Raw genomic sequence first — 17,624 nt, 5'->3', positions numbered from 1 at the left:
TTAACACTCCTGACAGGGTTACCGGGTTTCCAGTAACGATGTAATAACTTCGCATAGTGTAAGAGGGAACCCTGTCGTCAGCTTAACTATTCACATGAATTAAACTAATGGTTAACGCCGGATAAACTAATAGCGAGAGGAAGATCGCAAAGGCGCAAAAAAAGGACGAATGTAAAGTATAGTCAAGGTTTCAGGCCGATCTGCAGCGCCAGCTCACGAATAATTCCTGCCGTCATGCCCCAGACAAAATAATGCTGATACCAGGAGAGCCACACCCGGTGATCCTGGCCACGACGTTGAATATCCAGCGGATGATAGCGCCCCAGACGCAGGGCTTCCGCCAGCGGCATTTCAAAGACCGATTCCACTTCGTCAACGCTGGCGCGGTAGGGCAGATCCGGCGGAATAATGCCCACCACCGGCGTCACCTGAAAACCGGTCACGCTGTCCACCGGCGGCAGAACGCCGATCACCTCGACCTTGTGCGGCGGGATCGCCACCTCTTCCTCGGCCTCGCGCAGGGCGGTGGCGATTAATGAGGCATCGGTACTGTCTACTGCCCCGCCGGGAAAGGCCACCTGACCGGCGTGCTTACGCAACTGGGCCGAGCGGCGGGTCAGCAGCAGGCCCGGCTGCACCCGACGGACCACCGGGATCAACACCGCCGCCTGACGCTGGTTCAGGGCGGTGTAGTTCACCTGCGGGCGCAAAAGCTGAAAACGCGATAAAAAGTTGTCCAGGGTCAGATCGTGGGTATTCACCAGTTAGCGCTCCAGTTGTTGCAGAATACGATTCACTTTATCAAAGGTTTCCTGATATTCCGCCGCGGCCTGGCTGTCGGCCACGATCCCGCCGCCTGCGGAACAGTAAATCTGTCCGGCTACCGCCGTCAGGGTACGAATGGTGATGCTGGTATCCATGCCCCCGCACAGGCTGATATAGCCGATGCTGCCGCACCAGGCGTTACGGCGGTGGGGCTCCAGCTCGTCGATAATTTCCATCGCCCGCACTTTTGGCGCGCCGGTGATCGACCCCCCGGGGAAAGCGGCGCGCAGCAGGTCGCACGCAGTTCTGCACGACGGCAGTCGGGCGGTAATGGTGCTCACCAGATGGTGCACGGCAGGGAAAGGCTCCACCACGAACAGCTCCGGCACCCGCACGCTTCCTGGCTCTGCCACCCGGCCAATGTCATTGCGCATCAGGTCGACGATCATCAGGTTTTCCGCCCTGTCTTTCGGCGAGGCGGCAAGCTTCTCCGCCTGCTGGCGATCGGCTTCGGCATCCGCCAGCCGCGGCAGGGTGCCTTTGATAGGGCGAGTCTGGATGGTGCCCTCCGCCAGGTGAATAAAACGCTCCGGAGAGAGGCTCAGGATCGCCCCCTCTTCAAGGCGTAAAAAGGCGCTGAACGGGGCGCGGTTGTTGGCATTCAACCGGGTAAACGCCTGCCACTCATCGCCCTCGTAATGCGCCTCGAAACGTTGGGCCAGGTTTACCTGATAGCAGTCACCGCTGTGCAGAAAGGCCTGCACGCGGTCAAATTTGTCATGGTACTCCGCTGCGGTCATATTGGCCTGCCAGCCGGAGGTCAGCCGGAATGCGGGTTTGTTCCCGGGCCTCTGCTGTGCTTCGAGCCAGGCCAGCCGGGCGTCAATATCAGTGTGGCACACCAGCGACACCTGCTGTTTGTGGTGATCGACGACAATTGCCCAGTCGTACAGGCCCACCGCCATGTCCGCCAGGGCGATATCCCGCTCGGCCATCTCCGGCAATTGCTCGAAGCGGCGGCCCAGATCGTAGCCGAACAGCCCCAGCGCGCCGCCCTGGAAGGGCAGGTCCGGATTTGGAGCGCAGGGCAGGTGCATATCGTCAATAGCCTGCTGGAGCAGGCTCAGCGGGCAGGCATTGGAGGACACGCCGTTGATCAGCGTGTCTGCGCCCTGAGTCACCAGCGTGGCGCGCGGATCGGCCACCAGAATATCAAAGCGGCTGTAAGGGTGATCCGCATGGCCCGAGTGCAGCAGCATTGCCCATGGCAGATGGCTTAAGGGGGCAAACCAGAATTCTGCGGCGTCAGGACGCCAGGGCAATGTCAAAACAGTGGGGGATAACGAGTTCATGGGTGGTAGACTACCGGGCAGCGTGAAATAATTAGCGCTGATAATTTAGCAGGAGTTGACGATGTTTGCAGGTTTACCTTCACTGAGCCATGAGCAGCAGCAAAAGGCCGTCGAGCGCATCCAGGAGCTGATGTCCCAGGGGATGAGCAGCGGACAGGCGATTTCCCAGGTGGCTGAAGAGCTTCGCGCCACCCATACCGGCGAGCGGATTGTGGCGCGTTTTGAGGATGATGAAGAGGAGTAACGCCGCTTACACCGCAGCGATAATCTTAATCTCAACCTTATACTGCGGCTTCATCAGCGTCGCCTGTACCGTGCAGCGTACAGGCGCGTGGCCTGCCACAACCCACTCATCCCAGGCTTTGTTCATCGCCGCAAAATCATCTTTACTGGCAAGGAAAATGGTCGCATCCAGAATGCGGGATTTGTCGCTGCCCTGTTTTTCCAGCACCGCGTCAATCTGGGCCAGGGTATTCGCCGTCTGCTCATAAGCATCGGCATCCAGGTTCGCCGGCACGCCGGTGTAGTACAGGGTCTGATTGTGGATCACCACATCTGACCAGCGGGCTTCGGCATCAATGCGCACAATTGTCATATACGTTTCCTCGTTATTGTGAGTTTCCGCGGGCAAGACTGCCATATTGTTTTGCCTGCGTCACTCTCGACTGGCGCCAGGACCCTCGGCCTGACATAATCCCTGTGCAAAAATACAGGGGGCAGAGTGGCAGACGATTTCGCAGCAGACGGACAGTTAGCAAAGGCAATTCCTGGCTTTAAGCCGCGCGAGCCGCAGCGCCAGATGGCGCACGCGGTCGCCGATGCCATCGACAGCGCTGAGCCGCTGGTGGTAGAAGCAGGTACCGGCACCGGTAAAACTTACGCCTACCTCGCTCCGGCGCTGCGGGCCAAAAAAAAGGTGATCATCTCCACCGGTTCGAAAGCGCTGCAGGATCAGCTTTACAGCCGCGATCTGCCGACCGTCGCTAAGGCCCTCAAGTACAAAGGCCGTCTGGCCCTGCTGAAAGGGCGTTCCAACTATCTCTGCCTTGAGCGTCTCGAACAGCAGGCGCTGGCGGGCGGGGATCTGCCGGTGCAGACCCTCAGCGACGTCATCATCCTGCGCAGCTGGGCCAACCAGACGCTGGACGGCGATATCAGCACCTGCGCCAGCGTGGCGGAAGACTCACCCGCCTGGCCGCTGGTTACCAGCACCAACGACAACTGTCTGGGCAGCGACTGCCCGCTCTACAAAGATTGCTTTGTGGTGAAAGCGCGTAAAACGGCGATGGATGCGGACGTGGTGGTGGTCAACCATCACCTGTTCCTGGCGGATATGGTGGTGAAAGAGGGCGGTTTTGGCGAACTTATCCCCGAAGCCGAGGTACTGATTTTCGACGAAGCCCATCAGCTCCCCGACATTGCCAGCCAGTATTTCGGCCAGTCGCTCTCCAGCCGCCAGCTGCAGGATCTGGCGAAAGATTTCACCATCGCTTACCGCACTGAACTGAAAGATACCCAGCAGCTACAGAAGTGCGCCGACCGCCTGGCGCAAAGCACTCAGGATTTCCGGATGCAGCTGGGCGACCCGGGCTTTCGCGGCAATCTGCGCGAACTGCTGGCCGATCAGCATATTCAGCGCGCGCTGCTACTGCTCGATGACGCGCTGGAGCTTTGCTATGACGTGGCGAAGCTCTCGCTCGGACGCTCTGCGCTGCTCGATGCCGCCTTTGAACGGGCCACCCTCTACCGCGCGCGCCTGAAACGGCTGAAAGAGTTCAACCAGCCGGGTTACAGCTACTGGTACGAATGCAACTCGCGCCACTTTACCCTCGCCCTGACGCCGCTCACCGTGGCCGATAAGTTTAAAGAGGTGATGGTGCAAAAACCGGGCAGCTGGATCTTCACCTCCGCCACGCTGTCGGTGAATGACGATCTGCACCACTTCACCGAACGTCTCGGGATTGAGCAGGCCAAATCCCTGCTGCTGCCAAGCCCGTTTGATTACGCTACCCAGGCGCTGCTCTGCGTGCCGCGCAACCTGCCGCTGCCCAATCAGCCCGGCGCCGCCCGCCATCTGGCGGCGATGCTCAAGCCGATGATTGAGGCCAACAATGGCCGCTGCTTTATGCTCTGCACGTCCCACGCGATGATGCGCGACCTGGCGGAGCAGTTCCGCGCCACCATGACGCTGCCGGTGCTGTTGCAGGGTGAAACCAGCAAAGGCCAGCTGTTGCAGCAGTTTGTCACGGCGGGCAATGCCCTGCTGGTGGCGACCAGCAGCTTCTGGGAAGGAGTAGACGTGCGCGGCGATGCACTGTCGCTGGTGATCATCGACAAACTGCCCTTTACCTCCCCGGACGATCCCCTGCTGAAGGCGCGAATGGAAGATTGCCGCCTGCGCGGGGGCGATCCCTTTGATGAGGTACAGCTTCCCGATGCGGTCATTACCCTGAAGCAGGGGGTGGGGCGTCTGATCCGCGACGTGGACGATCGCGGGGTGCTGGTGATCTGCGATAACCGCCTGGTGATGCGTCCTTACGGTGCCACCTTTATTGCCAGCCTGCCTCCGGCGCCGCGCACCCGGGATATCGATCGCGCGGTGCGTTTCCTTGCCGCGTCGCAGGCGCAGTAATTTGCTGATGGGTGTGCTAAAATGCGCGCCTTTTTGTGACTGACCACTGCGAGAGCGCGACAACACATGCGAATTCTGGCTATCGATACCGCGACAGAGGCCTGCTCCGTTGCCCTGTGGAATGACGGCACGCTCTGTGCGCATTTCGAAGAGTGCCCCCGGGAACACACCCAACGAATCCTGCCCCTGGTGAAGATGATCCTCACCGAGGGCAATACCTCCCTTACCGATCTCGACGCGCTGGCCTACGGCCGCGGCCCGGGCAGCTTTACCGGCGTGCGCATCGGTATCGGCATAGCCCAGGGGCTGGCGCTGGGCGCTGAGCTGCCGATGATCGGCGTCTCGACCCTGGCGACCATGGCCCAGGGCGCGTGGCGCACTACCGGCGCGACCCGCGTGCTGGCGGCGATCGATGCCCGCATGGGCGAAGTCTACTGGGCGGAATATACCCGCGACGAGCAGGGCGTCTGGCACGGGGAAGAGAGCGAAGCGGTGCTTACGCCAGAAGCGGCAGGTGAACGCATGAAGCAGCTCTCCGGCGAATGGGCGACGGTAGGCACCGGCTGGCCGGCATGGCCGGATATGGCGAACGACAGCGGGCTGACCCTGGTTGACGGCAAGATGCTGCTGCCCGCGGCTGAAGATATGCTGCCCATTGCCTGTCAGATGCTGGAGGCAGGTAAAACCGTGGCGGTCGAGAAAGCCGAGCCGGTTTATTTGCGAAACACCGTCGCGTGGAAGAAACTTCCGGGCCGGGAGTGAATCTCAGTATAAGAGCCTGAGAAAAAGGAGTCGCATCATGGCGCTTCAAAAATATGCTTTTCGTCTGCTGACCGTCGGGGCGTTCGCCCTGGCGTTAACGGGATGTGTTTCGGTACCTGATGCGATTCAGGGCAGCAGCCCGACGCCGCAGCAGGATCTGGTCCGGGTGATGAACGCCCCGGAACTCTATGTCGGCCAGGAGGCCCGTTTCGGCGGCAAAGTGGTGGAAGTCATCAACCAGCAGGGTAAAACCCGTCTGGAGATTGCCACCGTGCCCCTGGACAGCGGCGCACGTCCGGTTCTGGGAGAAGCTTCACGGGGCCGGATCTACGCCGACGTTAACGGCTTCCTCGATCCTGTGGATTTCCGTGGGCAGCTGATCACCGTGGTGGGGCCGATCACTGGCTCAGAGCAGGGTAAAGTCGGCAATACTCCGTATAAATTCATGACCATGCAGGCCAACGGCTACAAACGCTGGCGGGTACAGCAGCAGGTGATGATGCCGCCGCCGGATCCCTGGTACTGGGGACCGCATCCATGGCGTTATGGCTATGGATACGGCTACGGCGGATGGCCAGGTTACGGCCCTGGCCCTGCTCAGGTTCGGACGATAGTAACAGAGTAAGTGATTGTTATTATTGATTAACAAACAGCGGCCCGTCCGCTGTTTCGTTTTTTCCACGGTAATAAGAAAAATAAATAGTGACGCGCTTCGCAACCTTAAATCCGGACAATAAATAAACTGGTACGCTGAGTTAATATTATGTTAACGACTTGTTTATTAACCGGGGTTGTGATGACGACGAACACGCATTTCAGAGGTGATGTAGTGAAGAAGGTTTGGCTTAACCGATATCCTGCGGATGTTCCCGCAGAGATAAATCCTGACCGTTATCAATCCCTGGTTGAACTGTTTGAAAACTCCGTGACGCGTTACGCCGATCAGCCTGCGTTTGTGAACATGGGCGAGGTAATGACCTTCCGTAAGCTGGAAGAGCGCAGCCGGGCCTTTGCCGCCTATCTGCAGGAGGGATTAGGCCTGCAGAAGGGCGATCGCGTGGCGCTGATGATGCCTAACCTGCTGCAGTATCCGGTCGCGCTGTTCGGCATTCTGCGCGCCGGGATGATTGTGGTTAACGTCAACCCGCTCTATACCCCGCGCGAGCTTGAACACCAGCTAAACGACAGCGGCGCCTCGGCGATTGTGATTGTCTCCAACTTCGCCCACACCCTGGAAAAAGTGGTGGATAAGACGCAGGTCAAACACGTCATACTGACGCGCATGGGCGACCAGCTCTCCACCGCCAAAGGGACGCTGGTTAACTTCGTCGTTAAATACGTCAAACGCCTGGTGCCAAAATACCATCTGCCGGATGCCATCTCTTTCCGCCGGGCGCTGCATCAGGGCTACCGGATGCAGTACGTTAAGCCGGAAATCGTCGCGCAGGATCTGGCGTTCCTGCAATATACAGGCGGTACTACCGGCGTGGCGAAAGGGGCGATGCTTACCCACCGCAACATGCTGGCGAACCTCGAACAGGTGAATGCCACCTACGGGCCGCTGTTGCATCGTGGCAAAGAGCTGGTGATCACCGCGCTGCCGCTCTACCACATCTTCGCCCTGACCATGAACTGCCTGCTGTTTATCGAGCTTGGCGGGCAGAACGTACTCATCACCAATCCGCGTGATATTCCGGGGCTGGTGAAGGAGCTGGCAAAATATCCGTTCACCGCCATGACCGGGGTAAATACCCTGTTTAACGCGCTTTTGAATAACAAAGAGTTCCAGCAGCTTGATTTCTCCACCCTGCATCTGTCGGCGGGCGGTGGGATGCCGGTGCAGCAGGCGGTAGCCGAGCGCTGGGTCAAACTGACCGGCCAGTATCTGCTGGAGGGCTATGGCCTGACCGAATGCGCCCCGCTGGTGAGCGTAAACCCGCATGATATCGACTATCACAGCGGCAGCATTGGCCTGCCGGTACCCTCCACCGAAGCCAAACTGGTGGATGACGACGACAACGAAGTGCCCCATGGCGAACCGGGTGAGCTGTGCGTCCGAGGCCCGCAGGTGATGCTGGGCTACTGGCAGCGTCCGGACGCGACCGACGAAATCATCAAGGACGGCTGGCTGCACACGGGCGACATCGCGGTGATGGATGACGAAGGCTTCTTACGCATCGTCGATCGTAAGAAAGATATGATCCTGGTCTCCGGTTTTAACGTCTATCCGAACGAGATCGAAGATGTGGTTATGCAGCACAACGGCGTACTGGAAGTGGCTGCGGTAGGCGTTCCGGGAGGCAGCAGCGGTGAAACGGTCAAAATCTTCGTAGTGAAAAAAGATCCAGCCCTGAGCGAAGAGGCGCTGATCACCTTCTGCCGTCGTCACCTTACCGGGTATAAAGTGCCGAAGCTGGTGGAGTTTCGCGATGAACTGCCAAAATCGAACGTCGGGAAGATATTACGACGAGAATTACGTGACGAAGCGCGCGCCAAAGTGGACAATAAAGGCTGAGCTTCGTGTTAGTCACCCAGAAACGCTGGCCTGGCCAGCGTTTTTTTTTGGGCGCAAACCAAAGAGAATATGATTTGAACTACCAGATGATCACCACCAACGACGAACTGGCTTCGCTGTGCGATGTTACCCGCGATGCAGCCGCCATCGCGCTGGATACCGAGTTTGTTCGTACCCGCACCTATTATCCGCAGCTGGGCCTGATCCAGTTGTATGACGGCAAAAAGGTATCGCTTATCGACCCGCTGGGGATCACCGACTGGGCGCCAATGCGCGAGCTGCTGCTGGACACCGCCATCACCAAATATCTGCACGCCGGGAGTGAAGATCTGGAAGTTTTCCTCAACACCTTCGGCATCATGCCGGAGCCGCTGATCGATACCCAGATCCTCGCCGCCTTTGCCGGGCGTCCGCTGTCATGGGGCTTTGCCGCCATGGTGGAAGAGTACACCGGCCTTGCTATCGACAAGAGCGAATCCCGTACCGACTGGCTGGCGCGCCCGCTGACCGAGCGTCAGCTCGACTACGCGGCGGCCGACGTGTTCTATCTCCTGCCGATTGCCGGCCAGTTGATGAAAGAGGCTGAAACCTCCGGCTGGCTGCCTGCTGCCCTGAACGAGTGCCGCATGACGCAGCAGCGCCGTAAGGAAGTGACCGATCCGAAAGAGGCCTGGCGCGATATCAGCAACGCCTGGCAGCTGCGCACCCGCCAGCTGGCCTGCCTGCAACTACTGGCCGACTGGCGTCTGCGCAAGGCCCGCGAGCGCGATCTGGCGGTAAACTTTGTGGTGCGTGAGGAGCATCTGTGGGCCGTTGCGCGTTACATGCCGGGCAGTCTGGGCGAGCTGGACAGCATCGGCCTTTCGGGTTCCGAGATCCGTTTCCACGGTAAAACGCTGCTGGCGCTGGTAGCCAAAGCCCAGCAACTGCCGGAAGAGGCGCTCCCGGAGCCGCTGCTGAACCTGATGGATATGCCCGGCTATCGCAAAGCCTTCAAGGCAATCAAAGCCCTGGTTCAGGAAGTCGCAACGGAGAGCAAAGTCAGCGCCGAGCTGCTGGCTTCACGCCGTCAGATCAACCAGCTGCTGAACGCGCACTGGAAGCTGAAACCGCAAAACGGGACGCCGGAACTGATTGCCGGATGGCGCGGGGAGTTAATGGCAGAACGCCTGAATGCGCTGCTGGAAGAGTATCCGCAGTAAAATTAACCTGTCCCCGGCCAGCCGGGGATAGAAGAGCACAGGCCGGGCACGCGCAGCGCCGCCCGGCTGTGCCGTTATGAACGCGACTCTTCCGCTTCCGGCAGGGTCACGTTGAGCTCCAGAATCGAGATATCCCCGTCCTTTTGCTCCAGCTGTACGGTGACCATCTCCGGGTCGATCTGCACATACTTACAAATCACTTCCAGGATGTCTTTGCGCAGCTGCGGCAGATAGTGTGGTTCCGCATCGCTGCGGCGGCGTTCCGCGACGATGATCTGCAGGCGTTCTTTTGCGATGTTGGCGGTGCTTTTTTTCCGCGAGAGAAAAAAGTCCAGTAATGCCATAACTTATCCTCCGAACAGGCGTTTGAGGAAACCTTTCTTCTCTTCTTCTATGAAGCGGAAAGGACGTTCTTCTCCGAGCAGACGATCTACTGTGTCCGCATACGCTTTACCGGCGTCTGCGTTAGCGTCGAGGATAACCGGTTCACCCTGGTTAGAGGCGCGCAGCACGGATTGATCTTCCGGGATAACGCCAACCAGTTTGATGCGCAGGATCTCCAGCACGTCTTCCATACTCAGCATATCACCTTTATTCACGCGACCCGGGTTATAGCGGGTCAGCAGCAGGTGCTCTTTAATCGGCTCTTCGCCATTCTCTGCGCGACGGGATTTTGAGGCAAGGATACCCAAAATACGGTCGGAGTCGCGCACGGACGACACTTCCGGGTTGGTGGTGATGATCGCTTCATCGGCGAAGTAGAGCGCCATCAGCGCACCGGTTTCGATGCCCGCAGGTGAATCACACACCACGAAATCGAAGTCCATTTTTTTCAGCTCATCGAGCACTTTTTCCACGCCTTCACGGGTTAGCGCGTCTTTGTCGCGCGTCTGTGAGGCGGGCAGAATATAAAGGTTGTCGGTACGCTTATCTTTAATCATTGCCTGATTCAGCGTGGCATCACCCTGAATCACGTTCACGAAATCGTAAACCACGCGGCGCTCGCAACCCATAATCAGGTCGAGGTTACGCAGGCCGATATCGAAGTCGATAACGACGGTTTTCTTTCCCTTCTGGGCCAAACCAGTAGCGATGGCCGCGCTGGAGGTGGTCTTGCCAACGCCTCCTTTACCCGAAGTAACAACAATAATGCGTGCCATAGAAATTCCTTGTTAAAAAGGGATCAATTCAACGGTTGAACGGTCAAAGCGTTGTCTGCCAGACGCAGACGAGCGGCTTTGCCAGAAAATTCGGCCGGGATGTTATCGCTCAGCCAGTAAACACCTGCGATGGAGACCAGCTCCGCCTCCAGGTGGGTACAAAAAATTTGCGCATCGCGATCGCCGCTGGCGCCTGCCAGTGCACGACCCCGCATTGAGCCATAAATATGGATATTGCCATCGGCGATAAGCTCTGCGCCAGCGCTGACGTGGTTAGTTACAATCAGGTCACAGTTTGGCGCATAAATACGCTGACCGGAACGCACCGGCAGATCGATCAATCGCGTTTTTGTGACGGGGGTAACAGGGAGTTCAGGCGGGGCAGGGGACTCGGCGCGTGGGGCTTTATCTTTGCCTTCGTTGAGCAGCGGAAGACCCGCCTCATCGATTTCGGCTTTCAGTTCGGCATCTTTGCAGCCGCTGATGCCAACAATCCGCAGGCCGGTGGATAAGACTGCCTGCTGCAACTGCTGCCAGTTAATCGGCGCTTCGAGGTCGCTTACGTTAATGACGACGGGCGCATGTTTAAGAAATGCGGGCGCCTGCGCGATTTTGTCTTCTAACGCCTGACGAATAACCTCGGGTTTTGCTTCATGCAAATGAACCACTGATAAGGTGAAGCTACTGCCTTTAAGCTCGATTGGCGTGTTTGACATCCTGGCCTTACTCAATTTGCTTTTTACCACGGCGTATGCGTCGTGATATTCCGAAGAGTATCAGGCATGTTATAGTCACAACTATATTGAGGCAAGTCACCCTCCCCGTTAATTCTGAGTAAATATATGTTTTGTGTGATCTACAGAAGTACCCAACGCGACCAGACCTATCTCTATGTCGAAAAAAAGGACGATTTCTCCCGCGTGCCTGAGGCACTGATGAAGACCTTCGGGAAGCCGCAGATGGTGATGCTGATGCCGCTTGACGGGCGCAAGCAACTGAAGAACGCCGATCTGGAAAAAGTGAAAAGCGCGTTAGCCGAACAGGGCTATTATTTACAACTTCCTCCACCGCAAGAGAATTTACTCAAACAGCACCTTGAGGCGCAGGGGAAAAAATAGTTTAAGAATTATCTGTCAGCGTTACATTAACCTTTTTAGAGGATCATTATGTATCAGCATCATAACTGGCAAGGCGCATTGCTGGATTATCCGGTCAGTAAAGTCGTCTGTGTAGGCAGTAATTACGCAAAGCATATTCAGGAAATGGGCAGCGCGGTTCCGGACGAGCCGGTGCTGTTCATTAAACCGGAAACCGCACTCTGCGATATCCGCCAGCCGCTGGCGATCCCGCAGGGGCTGGGTTCGGTTCATCACGAAGTGGAACTGGCGGTGCTGATTGGCGCCACGCTGCGTCAGGCTTCTGAAGATCATGTGCAGAAAGCGATTGCCGGGTATGGTGTGGCGCTGGATCTGACCCTGCGCGAGGTGCAGGGCAAAATGAAAAAAGCGGGTCAGCCGTGGGAAAAAGCCAAAGGTTTCGATAATTCCTGTCCGATCTCCGGCTTCGTACCGGCCTCGGAATTTCAGGATGACCCGCAGAACACCACCCTGAGCCTGAAAATTAACGGCGAAGTGCGTCAGCAGGGTTCCACGTCCGATATGATCCACAAAATTGTGCCGCTGATTGCCTATATGAGCCGTTATTTCACCCTGAAACCGGGCGATGTGATCCTCACCGGCACTCCGGAAGGGGTCGGCCCGCTGAACGGCGGCGATGAGCTGGAGATCGCCGTCAACGGCCTGTCACTGAAAACCCGCGTGCTGTAATCCCTGCTTGCCGCCTTAAAAGGGCGGCAAAACTTGCATCGAGGTGCCAGACTGGTTATAAGGTGCGCTTTATTTTGACGTGTGGACATCCTTATGAGCGAAATCCCTTTCTGGCAAAGCAAAACTCTCGACAACATGACCGACGCCGAGTGGGAATCGCTGTGCGACGGCTGCGGGCAGTGCTGCCTGCATAAGCTGATGGATGAAGACTCGGACGAGATCTATTTCACCAACGTCGCCTGTAATCAGCTGAACATCAAAACCTGCCAGTGCCGCAACTACGAGCGTCGCTTCGAACTGGAGCCAGACTGCATCAAGCTGACCCGCGACAACCTGCCCACCTTCGAATGGCTGCCGCCCACCTGCGCCTACCGCCTGCTGGCGGAAGGGAAAGATCTGCCGAAGTGGCATCCGCTGCTGGCTGGCTCGAAAGCTGCGATGCACGGCGAGCGGATCTCCGTGCGCCACATTGCGGTGCGAGAGTCTGAGGTGCGGGACTGGGAAGACCATATCCTGAATCACCCTAACCGCAGCTAATAAAAAACCCGCCGAGGCGGGTTTTTTGTTAGTGCGGCCTGATGCCCTCACCCCGCCCCTCTCCCACAGGGAGAGGGCGCAAACACTAAAAACGGCAACAGCGTTGCCGTTTTGCTTTACCTTCCAAACAAATCGCGTTTTTTCGGTTTAAACGGCTGGGCGATCAGCACCAGCAGCGCCACGACCAGGTAAGCGGCAAAAATACCCACCAGCCACTGCGGCATCTCGAGGGTCAGGAATTCCCACTGACGGACAGCGCAGTCACCGCTGGCCACGAATACCTGCGGAAGCCACTTGTCCAGCGGCAGCCAGCTCGGGAAGCTGGCGGCAAAATCACAGGTCTGGAACGGGGACGGGTGCAGCTGGATCATGGTGTGCTCCCAGGCCAGCTGCAGGCCTTTACCGGCGCTGTAGAGCCAGATAGCGATAGCGCCATAGCGCAGCGGGCTTTTCGGGGCGATGGCACCCACCAGACCTGCGCCCATCACGCCAAACAGCGCGCAGCGTTCATAGATACACAGCACGCATGGCTTCAGCATCATCACGTGCTGGAACCACAATGCCACCATTTCTAAAGCGAAGGCGGTCAGGGCCAACAACAACCACGCCCCGCGTCCACGCGAGCACTGGTTCAAAAATTTCAACATAATCATTTCCCTGGAGCAGGTATAGAAAGCGCAGTGTAAACGAAATCAATTTGCGCGCCAGCCTCGGCGCGCAAAATATAACGTAATCGGATATTTATCATGCACGAGAACAGCCGGGCGCGTGACCGCCCGGCTGACTCACTTAATGCGTCGCCAGTATACCCGCCTGCAGCATCCATTGGGTAAAAGGAATGAGGGTAATTTTGACGCACAGCAAACCTACCGCGGTTAGCACAACGGTATAAGGCAGTGCCATCCACACCATCCGGCCATAGGAGAGGCGGATCAGCGGGGCGAGGGTAGAGGTGAGTAAGAACAGGAAAGCCGCCTGACCGTTTGGCGTCGCCACCGAAGGCAGGTTGGTGCCGGTGTTGATCGCCACCGCCAACAGCTCAAACTGCTGCCGGTCAATCACACCGCTCTCCATCGCCGCTTTCGCCTCGTTGATATAGACCGAGCCGACAAACACGTTGTCAGAGATTGCCGACAGGAGGCCGTTAAACAGATAAAACAGCGACAGCTGGGCGTCGGGCTTGGCCTGCAGCACGAAGTGAATGATCGGCGCAAAAAGATGCTGGTCGACGATTACCGCGACCACCGCGAAAAAGACCGTCAGCAGACAGGTAAAAGGTAAGGCTTCGGTAAAGGCTTTGCCGATAGCGTGTTCGTCCGTCACGCCGCTAAAGGTGGTCGCCAGGATAATCACCGACAGGCCAATCAGCCCCACCTCCGCCAGATGAAACGCCAGGGCAATAATCAGCCAGACGCCAATGATGCCCTGGGAAATCAGCGCCAGCTTCTGCTGGCGGGTACGCTGGCTGCGGCTCTCGTCGTCGTAACGGCGCAGGACGTCACGCACCTGGGTGGGCAACTGGGTGCCATAGCCAAACCATTTGCCCTTCTCCACCAGCCAGCAGGTGAGCAGGCCGCACACCAGCACCGGCACGCTGACGGGTGCCACGCGCAGGAAGAATTCCACAAAATTCCAGTCCGCGGCTTTGGCGATAATCAGGTTCTGCGGCTCGCCAACCATGGTCATCACGCCTCCGAGCGCCGTACCTACGCCAGCGTGCATCATCAGGCTGCGCAGAAACGCGCGAAAATGCTCCAGCACGTCGCGCTGATGGGTGTCGACGTGGCTGTCATCCTGCATGCCGGATTCCGGCTGGGAAGAGGCCACCCGGTGATAAATGCCGTAAAAGCCGACGGCTACGCTTATCACCACCGCGACCACGGTCAGGGCATCGAGGAAGGCCGACAGGAAGGCGGCGGCAAGACAGAATGCCAGCGACAGCATGGTTTTCGAGGGGATGCTCAGCAGCAGGCGGGTAAAGATGAACAGCAGCAGCTGCTTCATAAAGTAGATCCCGGCCACCATAAACATCAACAGCAGGAGCACTTCCAGGTTCGCCGCCAGCTCCTCTCTCACATGTTCCGCGCTGGTCATGCCGATTGCGACCGCCTCGAAGGCCAGCAGGCCGCCCGGCAGCAGGGGATAACACTTCAGCGCCATCGCCAGGGTAAAGATAAACTCGCCCACCAGCAGCCAGCCTGCGGCGAAGGGGCTGACGATAAAGATAAGCGGGTTAACAACCAGGAAGACAACCAGGGTCAGTTTGTACCAGTCAGGGGACTGGCCTAAAAAATTGCGCCACAGGGCGCGACGATACGACATTTCCACAACAGATTTCCTTGCCCGTCACATAATTACGCCTTAAGTATACGCAAATGAGGCGTGGGGAGGGGCGCATGTCGCGTTTTTTAAATGATAAAAATAAAACGGCGATCCCTTTTTTCTCGCCTCGCTGCGCTATCTGCCTCTGTCTGCCTCTGGTATGATGAGTGAATTTTGTAAAAAGCAGTGGAATGGAAAACTCACTATGGTCATAAAGGCGCAAAGCCCGGCGGGTTTCGCGGAAGAGTACATTATTGAGAGCATCTGGAATAACCGTTTTCCCCCAGGCTCGATCCTTCCCGCAGAACGCGAACTCTCTGAACTGATTGGCGTCACACGTACTACCTTACGTGAAGTGTTGCAGCGACTGGCACGCGACGGCTGGCTGACGATCCAACACGGCAAACCGACCAAAGTGAATAACTTCTGGGAAACGTCGGGTCTGAATATTCTTGAGACGCTGGCGCGCCTCGATCACGAAAGCGTGCCCCAGCTGATCGACAACCTGCTCTCCGTGCGCACCAACATCGCCACCATCTTTATCCGCACGGCGTTTCGCCAGCACCCGGATAAGGCGCAGGAGGTCCTGGCCCGCGCCACGGCGGTAGAAGATCACGCCGATGCCTTTGCCCTGCTGGATTACAACGTCTTCCGCGGACTGGCGTTTGCCTCCGGCAACCCCATCTACGGGCTGATCCTCAACGGCATGAAAGGGCTCTATACCCGCATCGGTCGTCACTACTTCGCCAACCCGGAAGCCCGCAGCCTGGCGCTGGGTTTCTACCACAAGCTGAGCGAACTTTGCGCCGAAGGCCAGCACGACCAGGTGTATGAAACCGTACGTCGCTACGGCCGCGAAAGCGGCGAGATCTGGCACCGGATGCAGAAAACCCTTCCGGGGGATCTGGCCATCCACGGACGCTAAAATAAAAAACCTCTCGTTTGAGAGGTTTTTTTATGCGCAGGCCGGATAAGCGAAGCGCCACCCGGCAAACAGGCCGCAGCGAACTACAACATATTACCCTTGGCCGGGCAACGCTCCAGCAACTCCACGCTGCCGTCCTCGTTCTGCTGCTCCAGCAGAATGTCAAAGCCCCACAGACGATGCACGTGCTTCAGCACTTCCTTGCGCCCCTTGTCCAGCGGCGCGCGGTTGTGCGGGATGTAGCGCAGCGTCAGGGAGCGATCCCCGCGCAGATCCACGTTCCAGACCTGAATATTGGGCTCCAGATTGCTCAGGTTGTACTGAGCCGAGAGGCGGGAGCGGATCTCGCGATACCCCTCTTCGTTGTGGATAGCCGAAATCTCCAGGTAGTTATTGTGGTCGTCATCCAGCACCGTAAACAGGCGGAAGTCACGCATTACCTTCGGGGACAGGAACTGGCTGATAAAACTCTCGTCTTTAAAGTCGCGCATCGCGAAATGCAGCGTCTCCAGCCAGTCGGACCCGGCGATATCCGGGAACCAGTATTCATCCTCTTCCGTCGGGTTCTGGCAGATACGTTTGATGTCCTGGAACATCGCAAAGCCCAGTGCGTAGGGGTTAATGCCGCTGTACCACGGGCTGTTGTAAGGCGGCTGGAACACCACGTTAGTATGGCTGTGCAGGAACTCCAGCATAAAGCGCTCGGTCACTTTGCCTTCGTCGTACAGATGATTAAGGATGGTGTAGTGCCAGAAGGTCGCCCAGCCTTCGTTCATCACCTGGGTCTGTTTTTGCGGGTAGAAGTACTGGCTCACCTTGCGCACAATGCGCAGGATCTCACGCTGCCAGGATTCCAGCAGCGGAGCGTTCTTCTCCATAAAGTAGAGCAGGTTCTCCTGCGGCTCGGAAGGGTAACGGCGCGCTTCAGGCACCGCTTTCTCCTCTTCCCGTTTCGGCAGGGTACGCCAGAGCGTATTCACCTGGCTTTGCAGATACTCCTCGCGGCTTTTCTGCCGGGCTTTCTCCTCCTGCAGGGAGATCTTCTGCGGACGTTTGTAGCGATCCACGCCGTAGTTCATCAGCGCGTGGCACGAGTCCAGCAGCTTCTCAACCTCTTCCACCCCGTAGCGCTCTTCACACTCGGTGATGTAATTCCGGGCGAAAATCAGGTAATCGACAATCGAACTGGCGTCGGTCCAGCTGCGGAACAGGTAGTTGTTTTTGAAAAACGAGTTGTGCCCGTAGCAGGCGTGCGCCATTACCAGCGCCTGCATGGTGATGGTGTTCTCTTCCATCAGGTAGGCAATACAGGGGTTGGAGTTGATGACGATCTCATACGCCAGCCCCTGCTGGCCGTGTTTGTAGAGGCGTTCGGTCTCAATGAATTTTTTACCAAACGACCAGTGGGTATAGTTGATGGGCATCCCGACGCTGGAGTAGGCGTCCATCATCTGTTCGGAAGTAATGACTTCGATTTGATGGGGGTAGGCGTCCAGACGGTAGAGTTTCGCCACCCGATCAATTTCAGCCAGATAGGTATCCAGCAGCTCGAATGTCCAGTCGGGTCCATCGCTCAGACGTGTGGTGTCCTTATTCATGGAATCAATAGTAGCCATTAGCGCGCCC

The 17,624-nt window shown here is 57.6% G+C and carries 19 protein-coding genes; 10 read left to right on the top strand and 9 right to left on the bottom strand.

Annotated elements, in window-relative coordinates:
* Nucleotides 1-182: 182 nt before the first annotated feature.
* Nucleotides 183-761 carry a CoA pyrophosphatase gene (locus tag NB069_RS13435; RefSeq protein ID WP_250584299.1) on the bottom strand — a complete coding sequence of 193 codons (579 nt, stop codon included), beginning with the start codon at nt 759-761 and terminating at the stop codon, nt 183-185.
* 3 nt (nt 762-764) lie between these two features.
* Nucleotides 765-2,117 carry an aminodeoxychorismate synthase component 1 gene (pabB, locus tag NB069_RS13430; protein WP_250584297.1) on the bottom strand — a complete coding sequence of 451 codons (1,353 nt, stop codon included), beginning with the start codon at nt 2,115-2,117 and terminating at the stop codon, nt 765-767.
* A 61-nt stretch (nt 2,118-2,178) separates the two neighbouring features.
* On the opposite strand from pabB, the gene NB069_RS13425 reads away from it, so the two are divergent.
* Nucleotides 2,179-2,361 carry a YoaH family protein gene (locus tag NB069_RS13425; protein ID WP_039030781.1) on the top strand — a complete coding sequence of 61 codons (183 nt, stop codon included), beginning with the start codon at nt 2,179-2,181 and terminating at the stop codon, nt 2,359-2,361.
* A 6-nt stretch (nt 2,362-2,367) separates the two neighbouring features.
* Here the strand turns inward: NB069_RS13425 and NB069_RS13420 are convergent, their stop codons facing one another.
* Nucleotides 2,368-2,712 (bottom strand): RidA family protein, encoded by a 345-nt coding sequence (locus NB069_RS13420; RefSeq protein ID WP_223073874.1) that lies wholly within the window; start codon nt 2,710-2,712, stop codon nt 2,368-2,370.
* Nucleotides 2,713-2,838: 126 nt separating this feature from the next.
* Between NB069_RS13420 and NB069_RS13415 the strand changes: the two genes are divergently transcribed.
* From NB069_RS13415 to rnd, 5 genes are all read left to right on the top strand, one after another.
* On the top strand, nt 2,839-4,749 hold the full coding sequence (locus NB069_RS13415) for an ATP-dependent DNA helicase (protein ID WP_250584295.1): 1,911 nt from the start codon (nt 2,839-2,841) through the stop codon (nt 4,747-4,749).
* A 66-nt stretch (nt 4,750-4,815) separates the two neighbouring features.
* On the top strand, nt 4,816-5,511 hold the full coding sequence (tsaB, locus tag NB069_RS13410) for a tRNA (adenosine(37)-N6)-threonylcarbamoyltransferase complex dimerization subunit type 1 TsaB (RefSeq protein WP_250584293.1): 696 nt from the start codon (nt 4,816-4,818) through the stop codon (nt 5,509-5,511).
* Nucleotides 5,512-5,548: 37 nt separating this feature from the next.
* On the top strand, nt 5,549-6,136 hold the full coding sequence (locus tag NB069_RS13405; RefSeq protein ID WP_250584291.1) for a Slp family lipoprotein: 588 nt from the start codon (nt 5,549-5,551) through the stop codon (nt 6,134-6,136).
* Nucleotides 6,137-6,340: 204 nt separating this feature from the next.
* The gene (gene fadD, locus NB069_RS13400; RefSeq protein ID WP_250584289.1) at nt 6,341-8,026 is read left to right on the top strand and encodes a long-chain-fatty-acid--CoA ligase FadD; all 1,686 of its coding nucleotides are present in this window, start codon (nt 6,341-6,343) and stop codon (nt 8,024-8,026) included.
* Nucleotides 8,027-8,100: 74 nt separating this feature from the next.
* Nucleotides 8,101-9,228: a ribonuclease D gene (gene rnd, locus NB069_RS13395; RefSeq protein WP_250584287.1), complete on the top strand. Its 1,128-nt coding sequence runs from the start codon at nt 8,101-8,103 to the stop codon at nt 9,226-9,228.
* Between the two features lie 74 nt (nt 9,229-9,302).
* Here the strand turns inward: rnd and minE are convergent, their stop codons facing one another.
* From minE to minC, 3 genes are read right to left on the bottom strand one after another with little or no spacing between them, the layout of a single operon-like run.
* The gene (gene minE, locus NB069_RS13390; RefSeq protein WP_032611475.1) at nt 9,303-9,572 is read right to left on the bottom strand and encodes a cell division topological specificity factor MinE; all 270 of its coding nucleotides are present in this window, start codon (nt 9,570-9,572) and stop codon (nt 9,303-9,305) included.
* Between the two features lie 3 nt (nt 9,573-9,575).
* Nucleotides 9,576-10,388 (bottom strand): septum site-determining protein MinD, encoded by an 813-nt coding sequence (gene minD, locus NB069_RS13385; RefSeq protein ID WP_032611473.1) that lies wholly within the window; start codon nt 10,386-10,388, stop codon nt 9,576-9,578.
* Between the two features lie 23 nt (nt 10,389-10,411).
* Nucleotides 10,412-11,104 carry a septum site-determining protein MinC gene (minC, locus tag NB069_RS13380; RefSeq protein ID WP_250584285.1) on the bottom strand — a complete coding sequence of 231 codons (693 nt, stop codon included), beginning with the start codon at nt 11,102-11,104 and terminating at the stop codon, nt 10,412-10,414.
* A 126-nt stretch (nt 11,105-11,230) separates the two neighbouring features.
* On the opposite strand from minC, the gene NB069_RS13375 reads away from it, so the two are divergent.
* The 3 genes from NB069_RS13375 (at nt 11,231) to NB069_RS13365 (ending at nt 12,751) form a co-directional block, all read left to right on the top strand.
* Nucleotides 11,231-11,506, top strand: a complete 276-nt coding sequence (locus NB069_RS13375; RefSeq protein WP_139565391.1) for a YcgL domain-containing protein — start codon at nt 11,231-11,233, stop codon at nt 11,504-11,506.
* Nucleotides 11,507-11,554: 48 nt separating this feature from the next.
* Complete coding sequence (locus tag NB069_RS13370; RefSeq protein ID WP_250584283.1) at nt 11,555-12,214, top strand: fumarylacetoacetate hydrolase family protein; 660 nt, start codon at nt 11,555-11,557, stop codon at nt 12,212-12,214.
* A gap of 93 nt (nt 12,215-12,307) precedes the next feature.
* Nucleotides 12,308-12,751, top strand: coding sequence for a YcgN family cysteine cluster protein (locus tag NB069_RS13365; protein ID WP_250584281.1), 444 nt, complete (start codon nt 12,308-12,310; stop codon nt 12,749-12,751).
* A 116-nt stretch (nt 12,752-12,867) separates the two neighbouring features.
* Here NB069_RS13365 and dsbB read toward each other — a convergent pair whose 3' ends face one another.
* Complete coding sequence (gene dsbB, locus NB069_RS13360; protein WP_250584279.1) at nt 12,868-13,398, bottom strand: disulfide bond formation protein DsbB; 531 nt, start codon at nt 13,396-13,398, stop codon at nt 12,868-12,870.
* Between the two features lie 142 nt (nt 13,399-13,540).
* The gene (gene nhaB / locus NB069_RS13355) at nt 13,541-15,079 is read right to left on the bottom strand and encodes a sodium/proton antiporter NhaB (protein WP_250584277.1); all 1,539 of its coding nucleotides are present in this window, start codon (nt 15,077-15,079) and stop codon (nt 13,541-13,543) included.
* A 199-nt stretch (nt 15,080-15,278) separates the two neighbouring features.
* Between nhaB and fadR the strand changes: the two genes are divergently transcribed.
* A complete protein-coding gene (gene fadR / locus NB069_RS13350) occupies nt 15,279-15,998 on the top strand; it encodes a fatty acid metabolism transcriptional regulator FadR (protein WP_250584275.1) in 720 nt (239 codons plus the stop codon).
* A gap of 83 nt (nt 15,999-16,081) precedes the next feature.
* Here the strand turns inward: fadR and NB069_RS13345 are convergent, their stop codons facing one another.
* Complete coding sequence (locus tag NB069_RS13345; protein WP_250584273.1) at nt 16,082-17,614, bottom strand: SpoVR family protein; 1,533 nt, start codon at nt 17,612-17,614, stop codon at nt 16,082-16,084.
* Nucleotides 17,615-17,624 lie beyond the last annotated feature (10 nt).

The sequence above is a fragment of the Leclercia adecarboxylata genome (assembly GCF_023639785.1).
GTDB lineage: Bacteria > Pseudomonadota > Gammaproteobacteria > Enterobacterales > Enterobacteriaceae > Enterobacter > Enterobacter adecarboxylatus_D.
This window is presented reverse-complemented; position numbering and strand designations above follow the sequence as displayed.

Coding starts and splice junctions, on each gene's coding strand:
- NB069_RS13375 (WP_139565391.1), top strand. CDS start 11,231: ATGTTTTGTGTGATCTACAGAAGTACCCAACGCGACCAGACCTATCTC.
- NB069_RS13345 (WP_250584273.1), bottom strand. CDS start 17,614: ATGGCTACTATTGATTCCATGAATAAGGACACCACACGTCTGAGCGAT.
- NB069_RS13405 (WP_250584291.1), top strand. CDS start 5,549: ATGGCGCTTCAAAAATATGCTTTTCGTCTGCTGACCGTCGGGGCGTTC.
- NB069_RS13425 (WP_039030781.1), top strand. CDS start 2,179: ATGTTTGCAGGTTTACCTTCACTGAGCCATGAGCAGCAGCAAAAGGCC.
- pabB (WP_250584297.1), bottom strand. CDS start 2,117: ATGAACTCGTTATCCCCCACTGTTTTGACATTGCCCTGGCGTCCTGAC.
- minD (WP_032611473.1), bottom strand. CDS start 10,388: ATGGCACGCATTATTGTTGTTACTTCGGGTAAAGGAGGCGTTGGCAAG.
- fadR (WP_250584275.1), top strand. CDS start 15,279: ATGGTCATAAAGGCGCAAAGCCCGGCGGGTTTCGCGGAAGAGTACATT.
- dsbB (WP_250584279.1), bottom strand. CDS start 13,398: ATGTTGAAATTTTTGAACCAGTGCTCGCGTGGACGCGGGGCGTGGTTG.
- NB069_RS13370 (WP_250584283.1), top strand. CDS start 11,555: ATGTATCAGCATCATAACTGGCAAGGCGCATTGCTGGATTATCCGGTC.
- NB069_RS13365 (WP_250584281.1), top strand. CDS start 12,308: ATGAGCGAAATCCCTTTCTGGCAAAGCAAAACTCTCGACAACATGACC.
- minC (WP_250584285.1), bottom strand. CDS start 11,104: ATGTCAAACACGCCAATCGAGCTTAAAGGCAGTAGCTTCACCTTATCA.
- NB069_RS13420 (WP_223073874.1), bottom strand. CDS start 2,712: ATGACAATTGTGCGCATTGATGCCGAAGCCCGCTGGTCAGATGTGGTG.
- tsaB (WP_250584293.1), top strand. CDS start 4,816: ATGCGAATTCTGGCTATCGATACCGCGACAGAGGCCTGCTCCGTTGCC.
- minE (WP_032611475.1), bottom strand. CDS start 9,572: ATGGCATTACTGGACTTTTTTCTCTCGCGGAAAAAAAGCACCGCCAAC.